This is a genomic window from Streptomyces sp. NPDC059866 (assembly GCF_042731325.1).
Taxonomy (GTDB): domain Bacteria; phylum Actinomycetota; class Actinomycetes; order Streptomycetales; family Streptomycetaceae; genus Streptomyces; species Streptomyces flavusporus.
The window spans coordinates 1-25,809 of the sequence record NZ_JBHWJT010000014.1; the positions used below are offsets into that span (position 1 = coordinate 1).

14 protein-coding genes, 1 tRNA gene and 1 rRNA gene are annotated in these 25,809 nt (G+C 70.5%); 12 read left to right on the plus strand and 4 right to left on the minus strand.

What is annotated here, in order from left to right; genetic code table 11:
* The 3 genes from rrf to ACFV7R_RS21970 all read left to right on the plus strand — a co-directional run.
* Window positions 1-93, plus strand: a 5S ribosomal RNA gene (gene rrf / locus ACFV7R_RS21960); the annotation flags it as partial.
* A gap of 114 nt (window positions 94-207) precedes the next feature.
* Entirely contained in the window at window positions 208-870 is a 663-nt protein-coding gene (locus ACFV7R_RS21965; protein ID WP_385266310.1) for a DegT/DnrJ/EryC1/StrS family aminotransferase, read from the plus strand.
* A 95-nt stretch (window positions 871-965) separates the two neighbouring features.
* Window positions 966-1,041 (plus strand) — tRNA-Thr (locus ACFV7R_RS21970).
* Between the two features lie 71 nt (window positions 1,042-1,112).
* Here ACFV7R_RS21970 and ACFV7R_RS21975 read toward each other — a convergent pair.
* Complete coding sequence (locus ACFV7R_RS21975) at window positions 1,113-3,875, minus strand: SpoIIE family protein phosphatase (RefSeq protein WP_385265870.1); 2,763 nt, start codon at window positions 3,873-3,875, stop codon at window positions 1,113-1,115.
* Between the two features lie 405 nt (window positions 3,876-4,280).
* On the opposite strand from ACFV7R_RS21975, the gene ACFV7R_RS21980 reads away from it, so the two are divergent.
* The 9 genes from ACFV7R_RS21980 to ACFV7R_RS22020 all read left to right on the plus strand — a co-directional run bounded on the left by ACFV7R_RS21980 (window position 4,281) and on the right by ACFV7R_RS22020 (window position 18,769).
* A complete protein-coding gene (locus ACFV7R_RS21980; protein WP_385265873.1) occupies window positions 4,281-9,722 on the plus strand; it encodes a HAMP domain-containing protein in 5,442 nt (1,813 codons plus the stop codon).
* 239 nt (window positions 9,723-9,961) lie between these two features.
* A complete protein-coding gene (locus ACFV7R_RS21985) occupies window positions 9,962-10,642 on the plus strand; it encodes a two-component system response regulator (protein ID WP_129801125.1) in 681 nt (226 codons plus the stop codon).
* A gap of 175 nt (window positions 10,643-10,817) precedes the next feature.
* Entirely contained in the window at window positions 10,818-13,541 is a 2,724-nt protein-coding gene (locus ACFV7R_RS21990) for a DNA translocase FtsK (RefSeq protein WP_385265876.1), read from the plus strand.
* 273 nt (window positions 13,542-13,814) lie between these two features.
* Window positions 13,815-14,657, plus strand: a complete 843-nt coding sequence (locus ACFV7R_RS21995; RefSeq protein ID WP_385265879.1) for a helix-turn-helix domain-containing protein — start codon at window positions 13,815-13,817, stop codon at window positions 14,655-14,657.
* A gap of 107 nt (window positions 14,658-14,764) precedes the next feature.
* On the plus strand, window positions 14,765-16,261 hold the full coding sequence (gene rimO / locus ACFV7R_RS22000) for a 30S ribosomal protein S12 methylthiotransferase RimO (RefSeq protein WP_385265881.1): 1,497 nt from the start codon (window positions 14,765-14,767) through the stop codon (window positions 16,259-16,261).
* Window positions 16,258-17,043 (plus strand): CDP-diacylglycerol--glycerol-3-phosphate 3-phosphatidyltransferase, encoded by a 786-nt coding sequence (gene pgsA / locus ACFV7R_RS22005; RefSeq protein ID WP_129801121.1) that lies wholly within the window; start codon window positions 16,258-16,260, stop codon window positions 17,041-17,043. Before rimO ends, pgsA begins: the two co-directional genes overlap by 4 nt.
* Window positions 17,040-17,585 (plus strand): CinA family protein, encoded by a 546-nt coding sequence (locus tag ACFV7R_RS22010; RefSeq protein ID WP_385265884.1) that lies wholly within the window; start codon window positions 17,040-17,042, stop codon window positions 17,583-17,585. The genes pgsA and ACFV7R_RS22010 overlap by 4 nt, the downstream gene beginning before the upstream one ends.
* A 109-nt stretch (window positions 17,586-17,694) precedes the next feature.
* Window positions 17,695-18,075, plus strand: a complete 381-nt coding sequence (locus ACFV7R_RS22015; RefSeq protein WP_129801119.1) for a helix-turn-helix domain-containing protein — start codon at window positions 17,695-17,697, stop codon at window positions 18,073-18,075.
* 223 nt (window positions 18,076-18,298) lie between these two features.
* Window positions 18,299-18,769 (plus strand): Dps family protein, encoded by a 471-nt coding sequence (locus tag ACFV7R_RS22020; protein ID WP_385265887.1) that lies wholly within the window; start codon window positions 18,299-18,301, stop codon window positions 18,767-18,769.
* Between the two features lie 415 nt (window positions 18,770-19,184).
* On the opposite strand, the gene ACFV7R_RS22025 is transcribed toward ACFV7R_RS22020, so the two are convergent.
* The 3 genes from ACFV7R_RS22025 to ACFV7R_RS22035 are packed head-to-tail and all read right to left on the minus strand — an operon-like array spanning window position 19,185 to window position 25,790.
* On the minus strand, window positions 19,185-19,949 hold the full coding sequence (locus ACFV7R_RS22025; protein ID WP_385265890.1) for an SDR family NAD(P)-dependent oxidoreductase: 765 nt from the start codon (window positions 19,947-19,949) through the stop codon (window positions 19,185-19,187).
* Between the two features lie 36 nt (window positions 19,950-19,985).
* Entirely contained in the window at window positions 19,986-20,822 is an 837-nt protein-coding gene (locus ACFV7R_RS22030; protein ID WP_385265892.1) for an Fpg/Nei family DNA glycosylase, read from the minus strand.
* Between the two features lie 57 nt (window positions 20,823-20,879).
* Entirely contained in the window at window positions 20,880-25,790 is a 4,911-nt protein-coding gene (locus ACFV7R_RS22035) for an ATP-dependent helicase (protein ID WP_385265895.1), read from the minus strand.
* Window positions 25,791-25,809 lie beyond the last annotated feature (19 nt).

Below are 25,809 nucleotides of genomic sequence, written 5' to 3' on the forward strand. Positions count from 1 at the left end.
ACGCCCGGTTACATTCCGAACCCGGAAGCTAAGCCTTACAGCGCCGATGGTACTGCAGGGGGGACCCTGTGGGAGAGTAGGACACCGCCGAACAAATCTTGAGTGGGTTGGACCCGGAACTTCCGTTCCGGGTCCAACCCTTTTTTGTTCTGTGTCACTTGAAGTTCACGTTGCGCAACCACGATCCGCAGCATGGGTACTGCTGCAATGCTCAGGGCCGCCGGCATCGGAGTCGGTGACGAGGTCATCGTGCCGGCCTTCGGGAACGTCGAGGTCTCGGAAGCCGTGGCTCTGGCCGGTGCGCTCCCGGTGTTCGCGGACATCGATCCGGTGTCGTACTGCCTGGACCCGTCGGCTGTCGAAGCGGCCGTAACTCCGCGTACCGCGGGGGTCGTTGCCGTACACCGCTTCGGTCGGCCGGCGGATGTGACGCGGCTGCACCGTGTTGGGCAGCGGCACGGGATTCTGGTTCTGGAGCAGGGGGAGTCCGAGTCGCCGTACGACGAGGTGGCTCAGCGACGGCAGAGGGCCGCTTATCTCGATGCCAAGTTGAAGGGTGTGTACACCCCTGATGGCGGTGTCGGGCACACCTATCAGCAGTACGTCGTGCGGGTGCCCGGGAACGGGCGGCCGGACCGGGACGCCTTCGCGCGGGCCGTGCGGGCCAGGGGCGTTGAGTGCCGGGTTCCGGTGAAAACTCCGGTGCACCGGCTGCCCGGCTTCCGGCAGTGCGTGTCCTTGCCGGAGACCGAGCGGGCGGCGGCAGAAACGCTTGCGCTGCCTGTGGAAGGGGCTTTGACGAAGCGGGACATGCAGCGGATCGTGTCCGCGTGCAATGCCCTGGGTGGCCTGTTGCAGCCGGCCCTCTGACCGGTCTTGTCCCGGGCGGTCGTGGTTGGGAGCACAGGCCTGTTCGGGGTATGATCTATTCCGTTGCCGCGAGGGAAACCTCGGCAAGGTGACCGGCCCCTATAGCTCAGTCGGCAGAGCGTCTCCATGGTAAGGAGAAGGTCAACGGTTCGATTCCGTTTGGGGGCTCCACTACAAAAGGCCTCCGCCCTTTCGGGCGGGGGCCTTTTGGTTGTTCGGGCGTTGTTTCAGGCGCTGTTCGGTCAGGCGCCGTTCAGGCCGTTGTGGAGGCCCGGCACGCGCATGGCCAGGATCGCCATGTCGTCGGAGGGGGCGTCCGTGGCGAAGCGTTCCACGGCGCGCATGACGCGGGCCGCCACCGCGCCCGCCGTGAGGCCGGTGCAGGTGGTGAGGACGTCGGCGAGGCCGTCGTCGCCCAGCATGCGGGTGCCCTCGCGTCGTTCGGTGACGCCGTCCGTGACGCAGAGCAGGACGTCGCCGGGGTCGAGAATGACGGTCTGCTCGTAGAGGTCCAGGTCCTCCAGGACGCCGAGGAGCGGTTGGGGCTCGGCCGCGGTCTCGACCGTGCCGTCCTGGCGCAGGCGGAGCGGCAGCGGGTGTCCGGCGCACACCACCTTCAGCTCCGCGCTGCCGTCCTCCTGCGGGCGCATCTCGCCGTACAGGAGCGTCAGGAAGCGGCTGCGGGCGCCCTCGTCGAGGATCGCGGAGTTGAGGCGTTGCAGGACCGCCGGGCCGCTGAGGCCCTCGCGGGCCAGCAACCTCAGCGCATGGCGGGCCAGGCCCGTGACCGCCGCCGCGTTGGGGCCCGTACCGCAGACGTCGCCGATGGCGAAGCCGTAGGCACCGTCGCGGATGGGGAACAGGTCGTAGAAGTCGCCGCCGACCTCGTTGCCCTCGCCGGCCGCGCGGTAGATGACCTCGACCTCCACGCCACCGATCTCGGGGAGCTCGGGCGGCAGGAGGCTGCGCTGGAGGGACTGGCTGATGGCCACGCGCTCCGAGTAGAGACGGGCGTTGTCCAGGGCCAGGGCGGCTCTGCGGGACAGGTCCTCGGCCAGTTCCAGGATCTCCTGGCGGAAGTGTTCGTTGGTCGGCTTGCCCAGTGTCAACATGCCGATGACGCGGTTGCGGGCCACCAGGGGGAGGACGACCGTCTCGCCGCCCACGGCCGCGGCCGTTGCCAGGGTCGGACCGATTCCCCCGCTGACCGTGGCTGGTTCACCGAGGCCCAGGCTGCGCATGGACGTGCGCAGCGCCGCCTGGTGGGCGGCTTCCGCCGGGGCCGACCAGACGCGGGCGCCCGGGGTGGGGACCGGGTCGGGCGGGGCGATCTTCGACAGGAGGGACTTGATGCCGTCGATGAGTTCCTCGTCCTCATGCAGGACGTACGACAGATACGGCTCCGAGGCCTGGTCGGCGATCGTGTAGACGGCGCACCAGGTGGCCAGCGTCGGGACCGTCATCTGGGCCATGAGGGCCAGTGTCTGGTCGCGGTCCAGGGTGCCGGCCAGGAGGTCGGAGGCCTCGACGAGGAAGCTGAGGGAGCCGCGGCGCAGGCGTTCGAGTTCACCCAGACGGGCGGATTCGACGGCCAGGGCGATACGGTCGGCGGCGAACTGGAGGCGCAGGGCCTCCTCGTTGGAGTATCTGCCGGGCGCCTCCGCGGCGACGCCGAGGGAGCCGGTGAGGCGGCCCTCGACCTTCAGCGGGACCGTGACCACCGAGCGCATGCCGGTGCCGTTCAGCAGCGGTACCGCACCGGAGACCGCCGTGAGGTCGTCATGGACGGCCGGCATGCGGGCGGAGCCGTAGCGGCCGGGGCCCGCCTCGACGGGGACGCGGGCGAAGCGCTGGCGGGCGGAGGGCAGGCCTGTGGAGGCGCGGACCTCCAACTCCGTTTCGTCGTCGGTGGCGAGGAGCAGGAACGCGGAGTCGCCGTCGAGCATGTCGCGGGCGCGTTCCACCGTGCGCTGGAGGAGGCCGTCGAGGTCGTCCGGGGCGGGGGAGCCGATGAACACCTCGAAGGGGTCGGTGTTCTGGCCCTCCGAGGAGGTGTTCGTGTCGGATGCCGGCAGGCGCATCGGCGTCTGCAGGACGGCGCGTTCGTGGTCCCGTACGAGGAGGCAGACCGTGGAGGGCTCGCCGGCCGTGTCGCGGACGCGGAGGTGGGAGGCGTAGACGGGAATCACTCGCCCGTTCGCGTTGCGGATGCCGTAACTGCCTTCCCAACGGGAGAGTTGGAGGGCCTCCACGATGCCCGTGCTGGTGCCGGGCGTGTGCGGCCAGGCCGCGAGGTCGGTGAGGGGTTTTCCGGTGACCTGTTCCGCCTGGTAGCCGAACAGCTCCTCGGCGTCGTCGTTCCAGGCCGAGATGGAGCCGTTCCGGTCGATCTGGATGACCGCCACACGGACGCGGCCGTCGGCCAGCGGGAGCAGGTCGGCCGGGAGGGACGGGCCGGCGGTGCGGGTGCCCACCGCGCGCTCGGGGAGGTCGAGTTGGAACCAGACCTGTTTGTGCGTCGGGGTGTACTCGACGCCCCAGCGGCTGGCCAGGGCCGCGCACAGCTGGAGGCCGCGGCCGCCCTCGCGGTCGGGGCTGCCCATGTTGACGGCCGAGCCCTGGAGCGGGACTTCGCGTTCGGGGTAGTGGTCGGCGACCTCGATGCGTACGCCGCCGTCGGTGCGCAGACACAGGACGTCCGCGGTCGTACCGGCGTGCACGACGGCGTTGGTGACCAGCTCGCTGGTGAGGACCACCGCGTCGTCCACGATGTCGGCGTAGCCCCAGCCCTGGAGTGTGTCGCGGACGAAGGAGCGGGCGGAGGCGACCGAGCGCCCGACGGGCTCGAAGCTGGCGGCCGCGCGCGCGGTGATCACAGAACTCCTCGACCTGCTTTCTACGTGCTGGGCCCCGTGGTCGACCGGCTCCCGTCGCGTTTGTGACGGCAGGCCGCTCGTCGGCCGGGGGTCCGGGGGCTGTCCCCCGGGAATCAGTCCGGTGGTCATGTGTGCGGCCGCCCCTCCGATGCCCGCTCGTTCTCGTGCCACCGCCCAGGCCGGACGGACCGGCGCGGCTGGACAGCCGCATGCAAGGTTACTTACCTTCGCCATCCATGCGTGTGCCGGTCTGCAGTGTTTCCGTCCGGAGGGTGTGCGGACGATGTGCGAAGCTGCCGAACTGTTATGGCCTGGTTCGGCAGGGGTGAAACACTGGGCAGGCTTCTGGTGGAGGTCCTGGCAGGCCGAGAGTGTGTTCCGCGTATGGCGGGCAGCAGCCCTGGGTGCGGCCGGTACCCCCTGGTGGTGATGGCGGCCCGGTAGCGCCGGGCCGGGATACGCAGTAGTAACCGGTACGCCGAGCAGCAGTACCCGAGCACAGCAGTAACGGTCGATCCCTGCGGGAGGGACACAGTGGAGTCTGGCGCAGCGACGCGGGGCACTAAGCCGCGTGCAAAGGGCGGACAGTCCCCGAGCAACCGGAACGGGACCACCGAGGTGGACACGGCTGCCCTGAACCGGCTGCTCGCGGCGCTTGTGTCGATGCGGGACGGAAACTTCCGCAAGCGGCTCACGGTGTCCGGGGACGGCGTGATGGCGGAGATCGCGGCCGTGTTCAACGAGGTGGCCGACCGCAATCTGCACCTGACGGGTGAGCTGTCGCGCGTACGCCGCGTGGTGGGACGTGAGGGCAAGCTCACGGAGCGGCTGGAGACGGGCGCCTGCGAGGGGTCCTGGGCGGCCGCCATCGACGCCTCGAACGCCCTGGTCGACGATCTCGTATGGCCGGTGTCCGAGGTCAGCCGGGTGCTGTCCGCGGTGGCGGACGGTGATCTGCTGCCCCGGATGGAGTTGCGGACGCAGGCGCCCGACGGGAGCGGGCACCCGCTGCGCGGGGAGTTCCTCAAGGTCGGGCGGACGGTCAACAACCTGGTCGACCAGCTGTCGACGTTCACCGACGAGGTCACACGGGTGGCCAGTGAGGTGGGCACCGAGGGAAAGCTGGGCGGGCAGGCCCAGGTGCGCGGGATGTCGGGTTCGTGGAAGGACCTGACGGAGTCCGTCAACACGATGGCGTACCGGCTGACCGCTCAGGTGCGGGACATCGCGCTGGTGACGACGGCGGTCGCCAAGGGCGATCTGTCCCGGAAGGTCACGGTTCACGTGGCCGGCGAGATGCTGGAGCTGAAGGAAACCGTCAACACGATGGTGGACCAGCTCTCCGCGTTCTCCTCCGAGGTGACCCGGGTCGCCCGAGAGGTGGGGACCGAGGGCGAGCTGGGCGGTCAGGCGCAGGTGCCCGGCGTGGCCGGTGTGTGGAAGGAGCTCACCGACTCCGTCAACACGATGGCCGGGAACCTCACCGCGCAGGTGCGCGGTATCGCGGAGGTGACGACCGCGGTCGCCAGCGGTGATCTGTCGCGCAAGGTGACGGTGCAGGCGCGGGGTGAGGTCGCGCAGCTCGCCGAGACGATCAACCAGATGACCGAGACGCTGCGGATCTTCGCCGACGAGGTCACGCGCGTGGCCAACGAGGTCGGTGCAGAGGGACGGCTCGGCGGGCAGGCGAACGTGCCGGGTGCGGCGGGGACGTGGAAGGACCTGACGGACTCCGTCAACACGGTGTTCCGGAACCTGACGACCCAGGTGCGGGACATCGCCGCGGTGACGACGGCGGTGGCCAACGGTGATCTGTCGCAGAAGGTCACCGTGGACGTGGCCGGCGAGATGCTGGAGCTGAAGAACACCGTCAACGGGATGGTGGACCAGCTGTCGGCCTTCGGTTCCGAGGTCACGCGGGTGGCGCGGGAGATCGGTGACGAGGGTGAGCTGGGCGGTCAGGCGCAGGTGCCGGGCGCGGCGGGGACGTGGAAGGACCTGACGGACTCCGTCAACACGGCGTTCCGGAATCTCACCGGACAGGTGAGGAACATCGCCCAGGTGACGACGGCGGTGGCCAACGGTGATCTGTCCCAGAAGGTCACCGTGGACGTCTCCGGCGAGATGCTGCAGCTGAAGAACACCGTGAACACGATGGTGGACCAGCTGTCGTCGTTCGCCGACCAGGTCACGACCATGGCCCGGGAGGTGGGCACCGAGGGGCGGCTCGGCGGGCAGGCGCGCGTGGAGGGCGTCTCCGGTACGTGGAAGGAGCTCACCGACGCCGTCAACTCCATCACCGGCAACCTGACCGCCCAGGTGCGACAGATCGCCCAGGTGACGACTGCGGTGGCGCGTGGCGACCTGTCGCAGAAGATCACCATGGATGTGCGCGGGGAGATCCTGGAGCTGAAGAACACCGTCAACACGATGGTGGACCAGCTGTCGTCCTTCGCCGACCAGGTGACCCGGGTGGCCCGCGAGGTGGGTACGGAGGGCCGGCTCGGCGGTCAGGCGCAGGTGCCCGGCGTGGCCGGTGTGTGGCGGGACCTGACGGACTCCGTGAACGGCATGGCCGGCAATCTGACCGCTCAGATGCGGCAGATCGCGCAGGTCGCAACGGCGGTGGCGCGGGGTGATCTGTCGCAGAAGATCACCGTGGACGCGCGTGGCGAGATTCTGGAGTTGAAGAACACCCTCAACACGATGGTGGACCAGCTGTCGTCCTTCGCCGAGGAGGTCACCCGCGTCGCCCGCGAGGTGGGCACCGAGGGGAAGCTGGGCGGTCAGGCCGAGGTGCAGGGCGTGTCCGGCACCTGGAAGGACCTCACCCAGTCCGTGAACTTCATGGCGAACAACCTCACCGTGCAGGTGCGCAGCATCGCCGACGTCACGACCGCGGTCGCCAAGGGTGACCTGTCGAAGAAGATCACCGTCGACGCCAAGGGCGAGATCCTCGAGCTCGTCACCACCGTCAACACGATGGTCGACCAGCTGTCGTCCTTCGCCGACCAGGTGACCCGGGTGGCCCGCGAGGTGGGCACCGAGGGCATCCTGGGCGGCCAGGCTCATGTGCCGGGTGTCACGGGCATCTGGAAGGACCTCAGCGACAACGTCAACCTGATGGCCAAGAACCTCACCGTTCAGGTGAGGAACATCTCCCAGGTCGCGGCGGCCGTCGCCAACGGTGACCTGACGCGGACGGTGACGATCGAGGCGCGCGGTGAGGTCGCTCAGCTCGCCGACACCTTCAACACCATGGTGAAGACCCTGAGCTCGTTCGCCGACCAGGTCACCAAGGTGGCCCGCGAGGTGGGTACGGACGGCATCCTGGGCGGGCAGGCGCACGTGCCGGGCGTGGCGGGCACCTGGAAGGACCTCACCGAGTCCGTGAACCAGATGGCGTCCAACCTGACCGGGCAGGTGCGCAACATCGCCATGGTCACCACGGCCATCGCCAAGGGTGACCTCACGAAGAAGATCGACATCGACGCGCGCGGTGAGATCCTCGAGCTGAAGACGACCATCAACACGATGGTCGACCAGCTGTCCTCGTTCGCCGAGGAGGTCACCCGCGTCGCCCGTGAGGTGGGTACGGAGGGCCAGCTGGGCGGCCAGGCACGCGTGCGTGATGTCGACGGCACCTGGCGTGACCTCACCGAGTCCGTGAACGAGATGGCCGGGAACCTGACCCGGCAGGTGCGTGCCATCGCGCGCGTGGCGACCGCGGTGACCCGTGGCGACCTGAACCTGAAGATCGACGTGGACGCCTCCGGCGAGATCCAGGAACTTCAGGACTACATCAACAAGATGATCGCCAACCTGCGCGACACCACGATCGCCAACAAGGAGCAGGACTGGCTCAAGGGCAACCTCGCCCGTATCTCCGCGCTGATGCAGGGCCGCCGTGATCTGGAGGACGTGGCCTCACTGATCATGAGCGAGCTGACGCCGGTGGTCTCCGCGCAGCACGGCGCGTTCTTCGTCGCGATGCCGCTCGGCGACGGTGCCGGCAAGGACGACCAGTTCGAACTGCGCATGCTGGGCTCGTACGGCTACTCGATGGGATCCATGCCGACGTCGTTCCGGCCGGGGGAGGCGCTGGTCGGCACGGCCGCGGAGGAGAAGCGCACGATCCTTGTCGAGAACGCCCCCAGTGGCTATCTGAAGATCTCCTCCGGGCTCGGCGAGGCGCCGCCCGCGCAGGTGATCGTGCTGCCGGTGCTGTTCGAGGGCAAGGTGCTCGGCGTCATCGAACTGGCGTCGTTCACACCGTTCACGCAGATCCAGAAGGACTTCCTCAACCAGATCGCCGAGATGATCGCGACCAGCGTCAACACGATCTCCGTCAACACCAAGACGGAGGTGCTGCTGAAGCAGTCGCAGGAGCTGACCGAGCAACTGCGTGAGCGGTCCGCCGAGTTGGAGAACCGGCAGAAGGCCCTCCAGGCGTCCAACGCCGAGCTGGAGGAGAAGGCCGAGCTGCTCGCCCGGCAGAACCGCGACATCGAGGTGAAGAACACCGAGATCGAGGAGGCGCGGCAGGTCCTGGAGGAGCGCGCCGAGCAACTCGCGGTCTCCATGCGCTACAAGAGCGAGTTCCTCGCCAACATGTCGCACGAGCTGCGTACGCCCCTGAACTCGCTGCTGATCCTGGCCAAGCTGCTCGCCGACAACGCGGACGGCAACCTCACCCCGAAGCAGGTCGAGTTCGCCGAGACGATCCACGGGGCGGGCTCCGACCTGCTTCAGCTGATCAACGACATCCTCGACCTGTCGAAGGTCGAGGCGGGCAAGATGGACGTCTCCCCGACGCGGATCGCGCTCGTCCAGCTCGTCGACTACGTGGAGGCCACGTTCCGGCCGCTGACCGCGGAGAAGGGCCTGGACCTGTCCGTACGGGTGTCGCCCGAGCTGCCCGCCACGCTGCACACCGACGAGCAGCGGCTGCTGCAGGTGCTGCGCAACCTGCTGTCCAACGCGGTGAAGTTCACCGACTCCGGCTCGGTCGAGCTCGTGATCCGTCCCGCGCGCGACGACGTGCCGCAGAAGATCCGGGAGCAGCTGCTGGAGGCCGGTTCACTGACCGATCCGGACGCGGAGCTGATCGCGTTCTCGGTGACCGACACCGGCATCGGTATTGCGGCGAGCAAGATGCGGGTGATCTTCGAGGCGTTCAAGCAGGCGGACGGCACGACCAGCCGCAAGTACGGCGGTACCGGGCTCGGGCTGTCGATCTCGCGGGAGATCGCTCAGCTGCTCGGCGGTGAGATCCACGCGCAGAGCGAGCCGGGCCGCGGTTCGACGTTCACGCTGTATCTGCCCCTGCACCCGAGCGAGCTGCCGCCGCACGGCTACCAGCAGCCCGCGCTCCCCGCGGGGGCCGGCGAGCTCGGCGAGGGCTGGCCGGAGTTGTCCGAGGCGGTCGTGGAGACGCCGGCCGAGGTGAAGTCGTACCGGGAGACGCAGAACGGTGCGGCCGCCCTCTTCCGGCGGCGCCGCAGGACCACGCCCGTCGCCGAACAGCGGGCCCTGCCGCAGGCGCAGTGGTCGGCCGGCGCGGAGGACGCGGACGCACAGTCGCGCGGCGGGATCCGGTTCGGCGGCGAGAAGGTGCTGATCGTCGACGACGACATCCGCAACGTCTTCGCCCTCACCAGCGTCCTGGAGCAGCACGGGCTGTCGGTGCTGTACGCCGAGAACGGCCGCGAGGGTATCGAGGTCCTGGAGCAGCACGACGACGTAACGGTTGTCCTGATGGACATCATGATGCCGGAGATGGACGGGTATGCGACGACCACGGCGATCCGTCGGATGCCGCAGTTCGCAGGGCTGCCGATCATCGCGCTGACGGCCAAGGCGATGAAGGGCGACCGGGAGAAGGCGATCGAGTCGGGCGCCTCCGACTACGTCACGAAGCCGGTCGACCCCGATCATCTGCTCGCGGTGATGGAGCAGTGGATGCAGGGGGAATGAACGGTGGATGTTCACCTGGAGTTGCTGACTCAGGGTGTTGGTAGTCGTGTACAAGTACGGGATTCGGGGAACCTTCTGGTCTCCCCCTGCGTTTCTGCTGCGTGCACAGTGACATCGCGGTGACAGGGTGTGGCGACAGGCGGGGTAAGGCTACGATGACCGGCACGAGGATGGGCGGCGTAACGGAGTCGTCCCACGGGGCGGCGCCCGGTGCACTGCCGGGGCGAGGAGGGCGGGCCATGGTGCAGAAGGCCAAGATCCTCCTGGTCGATGACCGGCCGGAGAATCTGCTGGCGCTGGAGGCGATCCTCTCTGCGCTCGATCAGACGCTGGTGCGGGCATCGTCCGGGGAGGAAGCGCTCAAAGCACTGCTCACGGACGACTTCGCGGTCATTCTGCTGGACGTCCAGATGCCGGGAATGGACGGTTTCGAAACCGCCGCCCACATCAAGCGGCGCGAGCGGACGCGGGACATCCCGATCATCTTCCTCACCGCGATCAACCACGGTCCGCACCACACGTTCCGTGGCTACGCGGCGGGCGCGGTCGACTACATCTCCAAGCCCTTCGACCCGTGGGTGCTGCGGGCGAAGGTCTCGGTGTTCGTCGAGCTGTACATGAAGAACTGCCAGCTGCGGGAGCAGGCGGCGCTGCTGCGGCTGCAGTTGGAGGGCGGCGGCAAGAGCGCGGTCGGCGGCGGCAAGGAGCCGGCCGGTCTGCTCGCGGAGCTGTCGGCGCGGCTCGCCGCCGTGGAGGAGCAGGCCGAGGCGCTGTCCAAGCAACTCGACGACGATTCGGCGGACGCGGCGGCGGTGGCGACGGCGGCCCATCTGGAGCGCAAGCTCACGGGATTGCGGCGGGCGTTGGACGCGCTGGAGCCGGGCGCGGGCGGCGCGGCGTCGGTGCCGTCGCAGAACTGACATCTGCGCGGGGCCAGTTGCCTGGTGCCCGCGCCGCGGCCGACGGCGCGGCGTTCATCAGTGCGTCACTCCTACGTGAACTCGCGTCAGTTTCACGCCTCTGCAAGGGCGACACGAACGGGTGAAGCAGTGGGCACGCGTGTCCGCTGTCGTCTCCACCGGTAATCTCACACCTATGGCCTCACGTCCCTCCGCAGCCAAGAAGCAGCCCGCGAAGAAGGCTGCCGGTTCCGCGAAGGCTCCGGCGAAGAAGGCCGCCGCGAAGAAGGCCGCCGCGAAGAAGGCCCCCGCAAAGAAGGCTCCCGCCAAGAAGGCTGCGGCGAAGAAGCCCGCCCCCAAGCCGGCACCCAGTCCGACCGGAGGCGTCTACCGGCTCGTCCGCGCGATCTGGCTCGGCGTCGCGCATGCCGTCGGCGCCGTCTTCCGCGGCATCGGACAGGGCGCCAAGAACCTCGACCCGGCCCACCGCAAGGACGGCATCGCCCTGCTGCTCCTCGGCCTGGCGCTGATCGTCGCCGCGGGCACCTGGTCCAACCTGCGTGGCCCGGTCGGCGACCTCGTCGAGATACTCGTCACCGGCGCCTTCGGCCGGCTGGACCTGCTCGTGCCGGTCCTCCTCGCGGTCATCGCGGTGCGCTTCATCCGGCACCCCGAGCAGCCCGAGGCCAACGGCCGCATCGTCATCGGCCTGTCCGCGCTCGTCATCGGCGTGCTCGGCCAGGTCCACATCGCCTGCGGCTCGCCCGCCCGCAGCGACGGCATGCAGGCCATACGGGACGCCGGCGGCCTCATCGGCTGGGGCGCGGCGACTCCGCTGACGTACACCATGAGCGAGATGCTCGCGGTACCGCTGCTCGTGCTCCTGACGGTCTTCGGTCTGCTGGTCGTCACGGCCACCCCGGTCAACGCCGTCCCGCAGCGGCTGCGGCTGCTCGGCACGAAGCTCGGCCTCGTCCGCGACCCGGCGGACGAGGAGTTCACCGACGACGACGAGCGGTACGACGACCAGTGGCGCGAGGCGCTGCCGGCCCGCCCCCGCAGGCGCGGGCCGGCCCCGCAGTCGTACGACCCCGACGGCGCCGAGCAGGAGGCGCTCTCCCGGCGTCGCGGCCGTCCGAGGCGCTCCGCCGTGCCGCAGCCCGAGACGGACCGGCAGATGGACGCCGTGGACGTCGCCGCGGCCGCCGCTGCCGCGCTCGACGGTGCCGTGCTGCACGGCATGCCGCCCTCGCCGGTCGTCGCCGACCTCACCCAGGGTGTGAGCGTCGGCGACCGCGCGGAGACCACACCGACTCCGACGCCGGTCCCGGCCGCGCGCCCCCAGCAGGAGAAGCTGAAGGGCGAGGTCCCCGACCTCACCAAGGCGCCGCCCCACGAGACCCGCGACCTCCCGCCGCGCGCCGAGCAGCTCCAGCTGTCCGGCGACATCACGTACTCCCTGCCGTCCCTCGACCTCCTCACGCGCGGGGGCCCCGGAAAGGCGCGCAGCGCCGCCAACGACGCCGTGGTGGCCTCGCTCACCAACGTCTTCACCGAGTTCAAGGTCGACGCCGCCGTCACCGGCTTCACGCGCGGGCCGACGGTCACGCGGTACGAGGTCGAACTCGGCCCCGCCGTGAAGGTCGAGCGGATCACCGCGCTCACCAAGAACATCGCGTACGCCGTCGCCAGCCCCGACGTGCGGATCATCAGCCCGATCCCCGGCAAGTCCGCGGTCGGCATCGAGATCCCGAACACCGACCGCGAGATGGTCAATCTCGGCGACGTGCTGCGGCTGGCGGCGGCCGCCGAGGACGACCATCCGATGCTGGTCGCGCTGGGCAAGGACGTCGAGGGCGGCTACGTGATGGCCAACCTTGCGAAGATGCCGCACGTCCTGGTCGCCGGAGCCACCGGTTCCGGTAAATCCTCGTGCATCAACTGCCTGATTACGTCAGTCATGGTCCGCGCGACCCCCGAGGACGTCCGCATGGTCCTCGTCGACCCCAAGCGCGTCGAGCTCACCGCGTACGAGGGCATCCCGCACCTGATCACGCCGATCATCACCAACCCCAAGCGGGCCGCCGAGGCGCTCCAGTGGGTCGTACGGGAAATGGACCTGCGGTACGACGACCTGGCGGCGTACGGCTACCGGCACATCGACGACTTCAACGAGGCCGTACGGAACGGCAAGGTGGCGGCGCCGGAGGGCAGTGAGCGGGAACTCCAGCCGTACCCGTACCTCCTGGTGATCGTCGACGAGCTCGCCGACCTGATGATGGTGGCGCCGCGCGACGTGGAGGACGCCATCGTGCGCATCACGCAGCTCGCGCGCGCGGCCGGCATCCACCTGGTGCTCGCCACGCAGCGGCCGTCGGTGGATGTGGTCACCGGTCTGATCAAGGCGAACGTGCCGTCGCGGCTGGCGTTCGCCACCTCCTCACTGGCGGACTCGCGGGTCATCCTCGACCAGCCGGGCGCCGAGAAGCTGATCGGCAAGGGCGACGGACTGTTCCTGCCGATGGGCGCGAACAAGCCGGTGCGTATGCAGGGCGCGTTCGTGACCGAGGAGGAGGTCGCGGCCGTCGTCCAGCACTGCAAGGACCAGATGACGCCGGTCTTCCGGGACGACGTCACCGTCGGCAGCAAGCAGAAGAAGGAGATCGACGAGGACATCGGCGACGACCTGGACCTGCTGTGCCAGGCGGCCGAGCTGGTGGTCTCCACGCAGTTCGGCTCGACCTCCATGCTCCAGCGCAAGCTGCGCGTGGGCTTCGCCAAAGCCGGGCGGCTGATGGACCTCATGGAGTCGCGGAACATCGTCGGGCCGAGCGAGGGCTCCAAGGCACGTGATGTTCTTGTGAAACCCGATGACCTGGATGGCGTGCTCGCGTTGATCCGTGGGGAGTCTGAAGCGTAGGGAGACGGGTGTCCTACGGCCGTCGTGCGGTGTGTTGTTCGATCGTGACTCACCCGTAAGCGATCATTGAGCAACCGTTTCCCTCCGGCGCACGTCAAGTTGAGGGAACCGCAAAGCACCTGCCCCACCATCAGTCAACACTCGACCCGCCATTCAGGATGTCCGGCCATTCGGATGGCGTACAAAGTCCCGTCGCCCGGTTGCCCCACCCTTTCGTACCCCCCCTAGACTGAACCTCCAGCACAGGTGGCTACACGCTCGAAAGGCGCCCCCGTGTCCATCGGCAACTCCCCTGAAGACGAGCGTCCGTTCGAAGACGTATCCGAGGAAGCCCGCCCGTCCATCGGCCGCGTCCTGCAGCAGGCGCGCATGGCCGCCGGGCTGACCGTCGACGACGTCAGTACCGCCACCCGAGTCCGCATCGCCATCGTGCACGCCATCGAGTCGGACGACTTCGCGCCCTGCGGCGGCGACGTCTACGCCCGCGGGCACATCAGGACCCTGGCCAGGTTCGTCCACCTGGACCCGGCCCCACTCCTCGCCCAGTACGACGCCCAGCGCGGCGGGCGGCCGGCGCCGACACCGGCGGCACCCCTCTTCGAGGCCGAGCGCATCCGCCCGGAGCGGCGGGGGCCCAACTGGACCGCGGCCATGGTCGCCGCGATCGTGGTCGTGATCGGCTTCGTCGGGTTCACCGTGGTCAAGGGCGGCGACACCGGTACCGGCTCCGAGACGCCGGTCGCCGAGGGTTCCAAGCCCTCGTCGACCAAGACGGCCTCGCCCTCGGGCGGCAACAGCAAGCCGGCCGAACCGAAGCCCGACCCGACGGAGAGTGCCATCGCGGCCGCGCCCCAGGACAAGGTCACCGTCCAGGTGAGCGCCGTCGACGGCCGCAGCTGGATCTCCGCCAAGGACCACAACGGCCGGCTGCTCTTCGACGGACTCCTCAAGCAGGGCGAGTCCAAGACCTTCCAGGACAGCTCCAAGATCAACCTCGTGCTCGGCGACGCCGGCGCGATCCAGCTCTATGTGAACGGCAAGAAGATCGAGAGCGACTTCCAGCCGGGCTCCGTGGAGCGGCTCACCTACACGAAGGGCGACCCGCAGGTCGGATAGGCGTCTGAGAGGCGTGTCGTCGCTACGGGGTTGGCCATGATCGGCCAACCCCGTCGTCGTGGGGTGGTCGACAGGGGGTGTCAGCGGGACGAAGTAGTCTTGAGCCCATGCCTGAACGCCGTACCGTCGCACTCGTCACCCTTGGCTGCGCCCGTAACGAGGTGGACTCGGAGGAGCTCGCAGGCCGCTTGGAGGCGGACGGCTGGGAGCTCGTCGAGGAAGCCGGGGACGCCGACGTCGCCGTCGTCAACACCTGCGGCTTCGTCGACGCCGCCAAGAAGGACTCCGTCGACGCCCTGCTGGAGGCCAACGACCTCAAGGGGCACGGAAGAACCCAGGCCGTCGTGGCGGTGGGCTGCATGGCCGAGCGGTACGGCAAGGAGCTCGCCGAGGCGCTCCCCGAGGCCGACGGCGTGCTGGGCTTCGACGACTACGCGGACATCTCCGACCGGCTGCAGACGATCCTGAACGGTGGCATCCACGCCGCGCACACCCCGCGTGACCGGCGCAAGCTGCTGCCGATCAGCCCGGCGGAGCGGCAGGAGTCGGCGGCATCCGTAGCGCTGCCGGGGCACGCTCCGGCGGACCTTCCCGAGGGTGTCGCGCCGGCCTCCGGGCCGCGCGCGCCACTGCGGCGCCGGCTGGACGGCGCTCCCGTCGCCTCCGTGAAGCTGGCCTCGGGTTGCGACCGGCGCTGTTCCTTCTGTGCCATCCCGTCCTTCCGCGGCTCCTTCATCTCGCGCCGCCCGAGCGACGTGCTGAACGAGACGCGGTGGCTGGCCGAGCAGGGCGTCAAGGAGATCATGCTGGTCTCCGAGAACAACACCTCGTACGGCAAGGACCTGGGCGACATCCGCCTGCTGGAGTCGCTGCTGCCGGAGCTGGCTGAGGTCGACGGCATCGAGCGGGTGCGCGTGAGCTACCTCCAGCCGGCCGAGATGCGCCCCGGGCTGATCGACGTCCTGACCTCGACACCGAAGGTCGCGCCGTACTTCGACCTGTCCTTCCAGCACTCCGCGCCCGACGTGCTGCGCGCGATGCGCCGCTTCGGTGACACCGACCGGTTCCTCGAGCTGCTCGACACCATCCGCAGCAAGGCGCCCGAGGCCGGCGTGCGCTCCAACTTCATCGTGGGCTTCCCCGGCGAGAGCGAGGCCGACCTGGCCGAGCTGGAGCGGTTCCTGAACGGCGCACGGCTGGACGCCATCGGCGTCTTCGGCTACTCCGACGAGGAGGGCACGGAGGCGGCCACGTACGACAACAAGCTCGACCAGGACGTCGTCGCCGAGCGCCTCGCCCACATCTCGCGACTGGCCGAGGAACTCGTCTCGCAGCGGGCCGAGGAGCGCGTCGGTCAGACCGTGCGCGTGCTCGTGGAGTCGGTGGACACCGAGGACGGCACATACGGCCGTGCGGCGCACCAGGCGCCCGAGACGGACGGCCAGGTGCTGCTGACGAGCGGCGAGGGCCTGCGCATCGGTCGTATGGTCGAGGCGAAGGTGGTCGGTACGGAAGGTGTCGACCTGGTGGCCGAGCCGTTGCCGGGCGTGTTCGTCGGCGGTCACGCAGGCGGTCTCCCGGGCAGTGAGGAGGCGGGCAGATGACCGGAGTACCAGCGTCCGCCGCAGGTGGCTCCGCCAAGGCGAACGGTGCCGCGGCCTCCTCGAGAGGGACCGCCGCGCGCGGGGCCTCGAAGGGGAAGGGGGCGGCCGCGGGTTCCACCGGGTCGGGCGCTTCCGGCGCGCAGGACGGGGGGAAGCCTGCACGCGGCGGGAAGATCGCCGCCGCGGCCGTCGACCAGGCCAGCGTCTGGAACATCGCCAACCTCCTGACCATGCTCCGGCTGGTCCTGGTGCCGGGTTTCGTCGCGCTGATGCTGGCCGACGGCGGCTACGACCCGGCGTGGCGTTCGCTCGCCTGGGCGGCCTTCGCCATCGCCATGATCACCGACCTGTTCGACGGTCATCTGGCGCGCACCTACAACCTCGTCACCGACTTCGGGAAGATCGCCGACCCCATCGCCGACAAGGCGATCATGGGCGCGGCGCTGATCTGTCTGTCGGCGCTGGGCGATCTGCCGTGGTGGGTGACGATCGTGATCCTCGGGCGGGAACTCGGGATCACACTGCTGCGTTTCTGGGTCATTCGGTACGGCGTCATCCCGGCCAGCCGCGGCGGCAAGCTGAAGACGCTCACGCAGGGCGTGGCCGTGGGGATGTACGTGCTGGCACTGACGGGGTGGCTGGCCACCCTGAGGTTCTGGGTGATGGCTGCGGCGGTCGTCCTGACCGTGGTGACCGGGCTCGACTATGTGAGACAGGCCATTGTGCTGCGCAGGCAGGGAATGGCCGAGCGCAAGGCTGCGTTGGAGGAGACGGAAACGTGAGTTCCCCGGCCGCGGAAGTGGTGCGACTACTCACGGTGAGAGGCGAGACGGTCGCCGTCGCCGAGTCGCTGACGGGCGGCCTGGTGTCGGCGGAGCTGACGGCGGTTCCGGGGGCGTCCAAGGCGTTCCGGGGCTCGGTGACGGCGTACACGACTGCGCTCAAGCACGATCTGCTGGGCGTCGACGCCACTCTGCTGGCTCAGTGTGGAGCGGTGGATCCGCAGGTCGCACTCCAGATGGCGACCGGTGTCCGGAAGGCGCTGGGTGCCGACTGGGGCATCGCGACCACCGGTGTCGCCGGTCCGGAATCACAGGACGGCCAGCCCGTCGGGACGGTTTTCGTGGCCCTGGACGGGCCCTTCGGACCGGGTTCCGGTTCCGCCGGTGGCGGAAAAGTGGAGCCCCTGAGGTTGAACGGCGACCGTGCGGAAATTCGTATGGAGAGTGTACGGAGCGTACTCGCACTGCTTCTGAGGGAGCTTGCGGGCGAACAGACCGGGAATGAGCGGGCACAGGATACGGAACGGAACGGGGGGTTTTGATGTTTGCAGCCCTGAGTGAACACGACATCGCTCCCCGCACGGCCGCAGCGCAAGGCGGTACGGTGGGGCGTGAAGGATGCGGCTACGCGGTCCGAGGAGGGAGCCACCGATGATTCTGCTCCGTCGCCTGCTGGGTGACGTGCTGCGTCGGCAGCGCCAGCGCCAGGGCCGTACTCTGCGCGAAGTCTCCTCGTCCGCCCGAGTCTCACTCGGCTATCTCTCCGAGGTGGAGCGGGGGCAGAAGGAGGCTTCCTCCGAACTGCTCTCCGCCATCTGCGACGCGCTGGACGTACGGATGTCCGAGCTCATGCGGGAAGTGAGCGACGAGCTCGCCCTCGCCGAGCTGGCCCAGTCTGCTGCGGCCACACCCAGCGAGCCCGTGCCCACGGCGGTTCGTCCGATGCTGGGTTCCGTGTCGGTGACCGGTGTGCCGCCGGAACGGGTGACCATCAAGGCGCCCTCCGAGACGGTCGACGTGGTCGCGGCGTGACGTACGCGCGCGTTGGACGCGTGGGCTGACGCTCACGCCACAGGAATCGTGTGATGCCCCGGCCGGGGCTTCCCGGGGAGATCCCCTGGGAAGTGCTGTCGGGGTTTTCGCATGTGCGGGGTCTTGCCTCGGGTTCGCTTTGATTCCCGTTCGGGTGCGTTTGCCGGTCCCGGGTGCCGCGTTCATCGTGGAGGGACATGCCGGGCGAGCCAACGGAGGTGCGATGTACGTCGTCAAGAGCCCCCTGTCCGATGCGCATCTGATGACCGTCTCCGAGGCGCTGCAGGGCGCACTCGTCGATCTCGTGGACCTCGCCCTGGTGGCCAAGCAGATCCACTGGAACGTCGTGGGGCCGCGCTTCCGGTCGGTGCACCTTCAGCTCGACGAAGTGGTCGACACCGCGCGAACCCACTCCGACACCGTTGCCGAACGCGCCTCTGCCCTGGGCGTCTCGCCCGACGGGCGCGCTTCGACGGTGGCCGTCGGCAGCGGCATCGGGGCGGTGAACGGCGGCTGGATCCAGGACGGGGACGCCGTGGCGGTGCTCGTCGAGGCCCTCGGGGAGCTGATCGGACGGATGCGGGAGCGGGTGGCCGCGACCGCGGAGGCGGATCCGGTGTCGCAGGACATCTTCATCGGGATCACGGCGGATCTCGAGAAGCACTACTGGATGTTCCAGGCCGAGAACGGTTGACCGGGGTTGCGACTGTCCCGGCGTCGGAGCCCGGCGGTGCGGGGTGTCTCCCCCACGCTCGAACGAGCTCGCGCGGGGGCACCCCCATCGCCCGCCCGTGCCGCCCATGGGGGTCCCCCCAGGCCCTTGAGGCGCTGGGGGAGGCACGACTGCCCGCAGCTCAGCCCGTCCAGTCCGAGCGAGGTGACGGCCATGGCGGCGTGGACAGTGCGCTGGGGGGCCGTTCTGGGGCTCGGGGCGGCGTGGTGGTGGGCCGTGCTGCGGCTTGCGGTGGCGCCGGACGCGGGGGCGCTGGAGGGAGTGGTCGCGGCCGGGGGGTGGGGGGTGAGCCTGTTGCCGGTGCACTGCGCGCCCAGGGCGCGGGCGGCGGGGGCGCTCGGGGTGGCGCGGTGGCGGAACGCCTTGCGGGCCAGCGCTACCAGGGCATCGCCACACCCCCGTTCGGACGCAGGATCTGGCCCGTGGTGAAGGCCGATGCGTCGGAGGCCAGGTGGAGGACCGCGTGGGCGACGTCCTCCGGTTCGCCGACCCGGCCCAGCGGCGACATCCGCGCCATCACCGCCTCGGTGCGCGCCTGGGCCGCGTCGTCGTGGCGGTCGGTCATGGGAGTGCGGATCCAGCCCGGCGCGATCGCGTTCACACGGATGCCGGACCGGCCCAGCTCCGTCGCCAGCGTCTTCGTCAGCTGTACGACGGCCGCCTTGGCCGCGCCGTAGCACAGCAGGCCGGGGCCGCCGGTGTCGACGGCGCCGGACGCCATCGTGATGATGCTGCCCCTGATGTTCCGGTCGAGCATCAGACGGGCCGACTCCTGGCAGGCGTACAGCACACCCTTGAAGTTGACGTTCAGCACCCGGTCGAGGTCCTCGTCCCGGGTCTCCAGGACCGGGCTGCTGTGCATGATCCCGGCGATCGCGGCCAGCACGTCCAGCCGCTCGCAGGACTCGACGGCCTCTCTGACCTGGGTGCGGTCGGTGACGTCGAGGTGGTGGGTGCGGGCGGTGCCGCCGTGGTCCTTGATCCGGGTCGCCGTCTCGTGCAGGCCCTGCGCGTCGCGGTCGGCGCAGTGCACGGTGGCGCCGGCCCGGGCAAGCAGGAGCGCCGAGGCGCGGCCGATGCCGCCGGCGGCGCCGGTGACGAATGCGGTGCGTCCGGTGAGGTCGTACGCCTTCACGGCCATGCTGGGACGGTACGAGCATTTCTGACGGATCGTCAATCAGTACGGTGCCGGGTTCCGTCTCGTACGCGGGATGCCGGGCGCCGGGGCCGGGCCCGTCTGGCAGGTCGGGCACCAGTAGGTGGGGCGCTCGCGGGAGCCGTCGCCCTGGTCGGCGACGCGGACTGGCGTGTGGCAGCGCAGGCAGGGGCGGGATGCACGGCCGTAGACGAACAGGTCCTGGCCGCGGCGGCCCGTCGTGGTGCGGACCGGGCGGTCGCGGTTGGCCTCCAGGAGTTTCCTGGCGAGGGCCGGGAGCTTGGCCGTGCGGTCGGCGGGGAGGTCGCCGATCGGGAGCCACGGGGTGGCGCCGATCAGGAAGCAGAGCTCGCTCTTGTACACGTTCCCGATGCCGGCGAGGTTGCGCTGGTCCAGGAGGGCTTCGCCCAGGGGGCGGGCGGGGTCCGCGAGGAGGTTGGCCAGTGCACGGTCCGGGGCCCAGTCGGGGCCCAGCAGATCGGGGCCGAGATGGCCGACGGCGCGGTCTTCGTCGGCGGTACGGAGGAGTTCGAGGACGGGGAGGCGGTAGCCGACGGCCGTGTGGTCGGCGGTGCCCAGGATCGCGCGGATCTGGTGTGCCGGGCCGCCGGTCCAGCGCCGGCCGCTCGCGTACACCTTCCAGGAGCCGTCCATCCGCAGGTGCGAGTGCAGGGTCAGGCCGCCCTCGATACGGGCCAGGATGTGCTTGCCGCGCGGGGTGACGTCCAGCACGGTACGGCCGGTGAGGTCGGCCGTCGCGTATTTCGGCACGCGCAGGTCGGAGCGGGTCAGCACCCTGCCCGCGAGGGCGCCGTGCAACCGCCTCGCGGCCTGCCAGACCGTGTCTCCTTCGGGCATGGGTTCAGGGTGGCACGGGGAGAGGGGTGTGTGCCGGGTCGCGTTGTGGGACGTGGTTCACGCCCGTAGGCGTAGGCCTCTCGGTGTTGCGACGAAGCCTGCTGTTTCCAGCAGGGTGCCTGTCGGGGACGTCAGAGCGGGGGTGCCGTTGATGCGTTCCACCGTGACCGTGCCGAGGGAGCCGGCGCGGGCGGCTGCGGCGAGGGCCTCGGCGGCCGCGCCGAGACGTGGGTCGTCGGTGGGTGTGAGGTCCGGGGCGGCGGGCCAGGCCAGCAGGGTCTTGCCGCCGCGTTCCATGTACAGGGCCGGCTCGCCGTCGACGAGGACGACGAGGGAGCCCGCCTTGCGGCCCGGCTTGTGCCCGGCGCCCGTCGGGGGCTCCGGCCAGGGGAGAGCGGCGCCGTAGGCGTTCGCCGGGTCGGCGGCGGCGAGGACGACGGCACGGGAGGCGGCGGAGGGGCGGTTGCCGCGGGCGGGGGAGCCGGGGGTTGCGCGGCTGCCGTTCTGCCAGGAGGGGGCGCCGGATGTGGGCAGGTCCCGGGGTGAGACATAGTCGCCCGGTGAGGGATGGGGGAGCGGGGAGTCGGCGTCCAGGGGGTCGTACGCCGGGTCGGCCTGGTAGGCATGGTCGTCGAACGGGCCGAGGGCGTCGGCGGCGGTGAAGTAGCCGTCGGTGACGCCCTCGGGGGCGCCGGTCCCGAACTGCGGGTCGGGCAGCCCGTCGCCCCGGTCGCGGGCATTGGCCACGGCCCGCAGGCGGTCCACGGCGCCGTCCATCGCGAACTGTGCGGCCCCGAGCCCCTCGACGACGTAGCCGCGCCGTGCCTGACCGCTCTCCTCGAAGACGGACAGAATGCGGTACGTCGCCGAGAACCCGCCCTCGACGCCCTCCGCGGCGACCGCCCCCCGGGTCACGACGCCATGCCGGTCGAGGAGTGTGCGGGCCAGGGCGTGGGCGCGCACGGTGAGGTCGGGTTCGTGGGCCGGGAGCAGGGACCAGCGGCCGGCGACGGTCGGCGGGCCGCTGCGGGAGGCGGGTCGGGCGGCAGCGGTCAGGGAGCCGTAGCGGCCCCGCGGGACCGTGCGTTTGGCGCGGTGTGCCGTGGAACCCGCGGTGCGGCCGGAGCCGAGCAGGGAGCGCAGGGGCGCGAGGGTGTCGTTGGTCAGCCGGCCGGACCAGGCCAGGTCCCAGACGGCGTCGGCCAGTTGGGGGTCAGTGGCCTCGGGATGGGTGGTGGCACGGACCTGGTCGGCGATCTGGCGGAAGAACAGACCGTAGCCGCCGGAGAGGGCGTCCAGAACGGACTGGTGAAGGGCCGTCAGCTCCAGCGGGTGCGGGGGCGGCAGGAGGAGCGGGGCCGCGTCCGCCAGGTACAGGGACACCCAGCCGTCCTTGCCGGGGAGCGCACCGGCTCCGGCCCACACCACCTCGCCGGCGGCCGTGAGTTCGTCGAGCATCGCGGGGGTGTAGTTCGCGACGCGGGACGGCAGGACGAGCTTCTCCAGGGCGGAGGCGGGCACCGATGCGCCCTGCAACTGCTCGATGGCGCGCACCAGTCCGTCGATGCCGCGCAGCGCATGGCCCCTGCCGATGTGCTGCCACTGCGGCAGGAACTGCGCGAGCGCGGCCGGCGGGACCGGCTCCAGCTCGTGCCGCAGGGCGGCCAGGGAACGGCGACGCAGCCGACGCAGTACGGCTGCGTCGCACCACTCCTGGCCGATGCCGGCCGGGTGGAACTCTCCCTGTACGACCCGCCCCGACGCCGCCAGCCGCTGCAGGGCGCCCTCGGTGACGGCCACGCCCAGGCCGAAGCGGGCCGCGGCCGTCGTGGACGTGAACGGGCCGTGGGTGCGGGCGTAGCGCGCGAGGAGGTCGCCGAGGGGGTCCTTCACCGGTTCGGTGAAGGCTTCCGGGACTCCGACCGGCAGTGCCGTGCCCAGTGCGTCGCGCAGACGGCCGGCGTCCTCGATCGCCGCCCAGTGGTCCGCCCCGGCGATACGGACCCGGATCGCCCGGCGGGCGCCCGCCAGCTCCTTCGCCCACTGCGGTTCGGCGCCCCGCTCGGCCAGCTCGGCGTCCGTGAGCGGGCCGAGCAGCCGCAGCACATCGGCGACGCCCTCGGTGTCCTTGACGCGCCTGTCCTCGGTGAGCCACTGCAGCTCCTGCTCCAGCTCGGTCAGCACTTCCGCGTCCAGCAGTTCACGCAGCTCCGCCTGGCCGAGCAGCTCGGCGAGCAGACGCGAGTCGAGCGACAGGGCAGCGGCCCGGCGCTCGGCGAGCGGCGAGTCCCCCTCGTACAGGAACTGGGCGACGTACCCGAAGAGGAGGGAGCGTGCGAAGGGGGACGGTTCCGGAGTGGTGACCTCGACCAGGCGGACCTTGCGGGACTCGAGATCGCCCATCAGCTCGACGAGCCCGGGGACGTCGAAGACGTCCTGGAGGCATTCGCGCACGGCCTCCAGGAGGATCGGGAACGAGCCGAACTCACCGGCCACCTGAAGCAGTTGGGAGGCGCGCTGGCGCTGCTGCCACAGGGGCGTGCGCTTGCCCGGGTTGCGGCGCGGCAGCAGCAGCGCGCGGGCGGCGCACTCGCGGAAACGTGCCGCGAACAGAGCCGAGCCGCCCACCTGGTCGGTGACGATCTGGTCGACCTCGCCCTTGTCGAAGACCACGTCCGCCGCGCCGACCGGCGCCTGCTCGGCGTCGTATTCCGTGCCCACCTTCATCGGTTCCCGGTCGAGCAGGTCCAGGCCCATGAGGTCGGCGTCCGGCAGGCGCAGCACGATGCCGTCGTCGGCGTGCATGACCTGCGCGTCCATGCCGTACCGCTCGGAGAGCTTGGCGCCGAGGGCGAGCGCCCAGGGGGCGTGCACCTGGGCGCCGAAGGGGGAGTGCACGACGACCCGCCAGTCGCCGAGCTCGTCGCGGAAGCGTTCGACGACGATGGTGCGGTCATCGGGGACGTGGCCGCAGGCCTCGCGCTGTTCGTCCAGGTAGGACAGGACGTTGTCCGCCGCCCAGGCGTCCAGGCCGGCGGCGAGCAGGCGCAGCCGGGCGTCCTCCTTGGTGAGTGAGCCGACCTCGCGCAGGAACGCGCCCACCGCACGGCCCAGTTCGAGCGGGCGGCCCAGCTGGTCGCCCTTCCAGAACGGGAGCCGCCCCGGGACGCCGGGAGCGGGGGAGACCAGGACCCGGTCGCGGGTGATGTCCTCGATGCGCCAGGAGCTGGTGCCGAGCGTGAAGACGTCCCCGACCCGGGACTCGTAGACCATCTCCTCGTCGAGCTCGCCGACCCGGCCGCCGCCCTTCTTGGGATCGGCACCGGCGAGGAAGACCCCGAACAGGCCACGGTCGGGAATGGTGCCCCCCGAGGTGACGGCGAGGCGCTGCGCTCCGGGGCGGCCGGTGATCGTGCCGGCGATGCGGTCCCACACCACACGCGGGCGCAGTTCCGCGAACGCGTCCGACGGGTAGCGCCCGGCGAGCATGTCGAGAACCCCGGTGAACGCCGACTCCGGGAGCGACGCGAAGGGGGCGGCCCGGCGGACCATGGCGAGCAGGTCGTCGACCTGCCAGGTGTCCATCGCCGTCATGGCGACGAGCTGCTGGGCCAGGACGTCCAGGGGGTTGGCCGGGACCTTCAAGGACTCGATCGAGCCGGTGCGCATCCGCTCGGTGACCACGGCCGCCTGCACCAGGTCGCCGCGGTACTTGGGGAAGACCACGCCGGTGGAGACCGCGCCGACCTGGTGGCCCGCGCGGCCTACGCGCTGGAGGCCGGAGGCCACGGACGGCGGAGACTCGACCTGGACCACGAGGTCCACCGCGCCCATGTCGATGCCGAGTTCGAGGCTGGAGGTGGCGACCACGGCGGGGAGACGGCCCGCCTTGAGGTCCTCCTCGACAAGGGCCCGCTGCTCCTTCGACACCGAGCCGTGGTGTGCGCGGGCGATGACGGGCGGGGCGCCCTGGGCGGCACCCGAGCCGCCCATGAGCGCGGCGGGGGCGTGGTGTTCGTCCAGGGGCTCGCCGGTGGCCCGCTCGTACGCGATCTCGTTGAGCCGGTTGCACAGGCGCTCCGCGAGACGGCGGGAGTTGGCGAAGACGATGGTGGAGCGGTGGGCCTGGACGAGGTCGGTGATGCGCTCCTCGACATGCGGCCAGATGGACGGGCGCTCGGCTCCCTCGGAACCGTCGGCCACCGGGGAGCCGCCCAGTTCGCCCAGGTCCTCGACGGGGACCACGACCGAGAGGTCGAACTCCTTGCCGGACTCCGGCTGAACGATCTCCACCTTGCGGCGGGGGGAGAGGAAGCGGGCGACCTCGTCGACCGGGCGGACCGTTGCGGAGAGGCCGATACGGCGGGCCGGCTTCGGCAAGAGCTCGTCCAGGCGCTCCAGGGAGAGAGCGAGGTGCGCGCCGCGCTTGGTGCCGGCGACGGCGTGCACTTCGTCGAGGATCACCGTTTCGACGCCGGACAGCGCGTCGCGCGTGGCCGACGTCAGCATCAGGAACAGGGACTCGGGGGTGGTGATCAGGATGTCCGGTGGGCGGGTGGACAGGGCGCGGCGCTCGGCGGCCGGGGTGTCGCCGGAGCGGATGCCGACCTTCACGTCCGGCTCCGGCAGGCCGAGGCGTACGGACTCCTGGCGGATGCCGGTCAGGGGGCTGCGCAGGTTGCGCTCCACGTCCACGGCGAGGGCCTTGAGCGGGGAGACGTAGAGGACGCGGCAGCGCTTCCTGGGGTCGGCCGGGTGGGGGGTCGAGGTGAGCTGGTCCAGGGCTGCGAGGAAGGCGGCCAGCGTCTTGCCGGAACCCGTGGGGGCGACCACCAGTACGTCCGATCCCTCACCGATGGCCTGCCACGCGCCCGCCTGGGCCGCGGTGGGCGCGGAAAAGGCCCCCGTGAACCAGCCGCGGGTCGCGGGGGAGAAGCCGTCGAGGGCTCGGTGCCTGGAGCTCGCCATGGGTCCATCCTGCACCCGG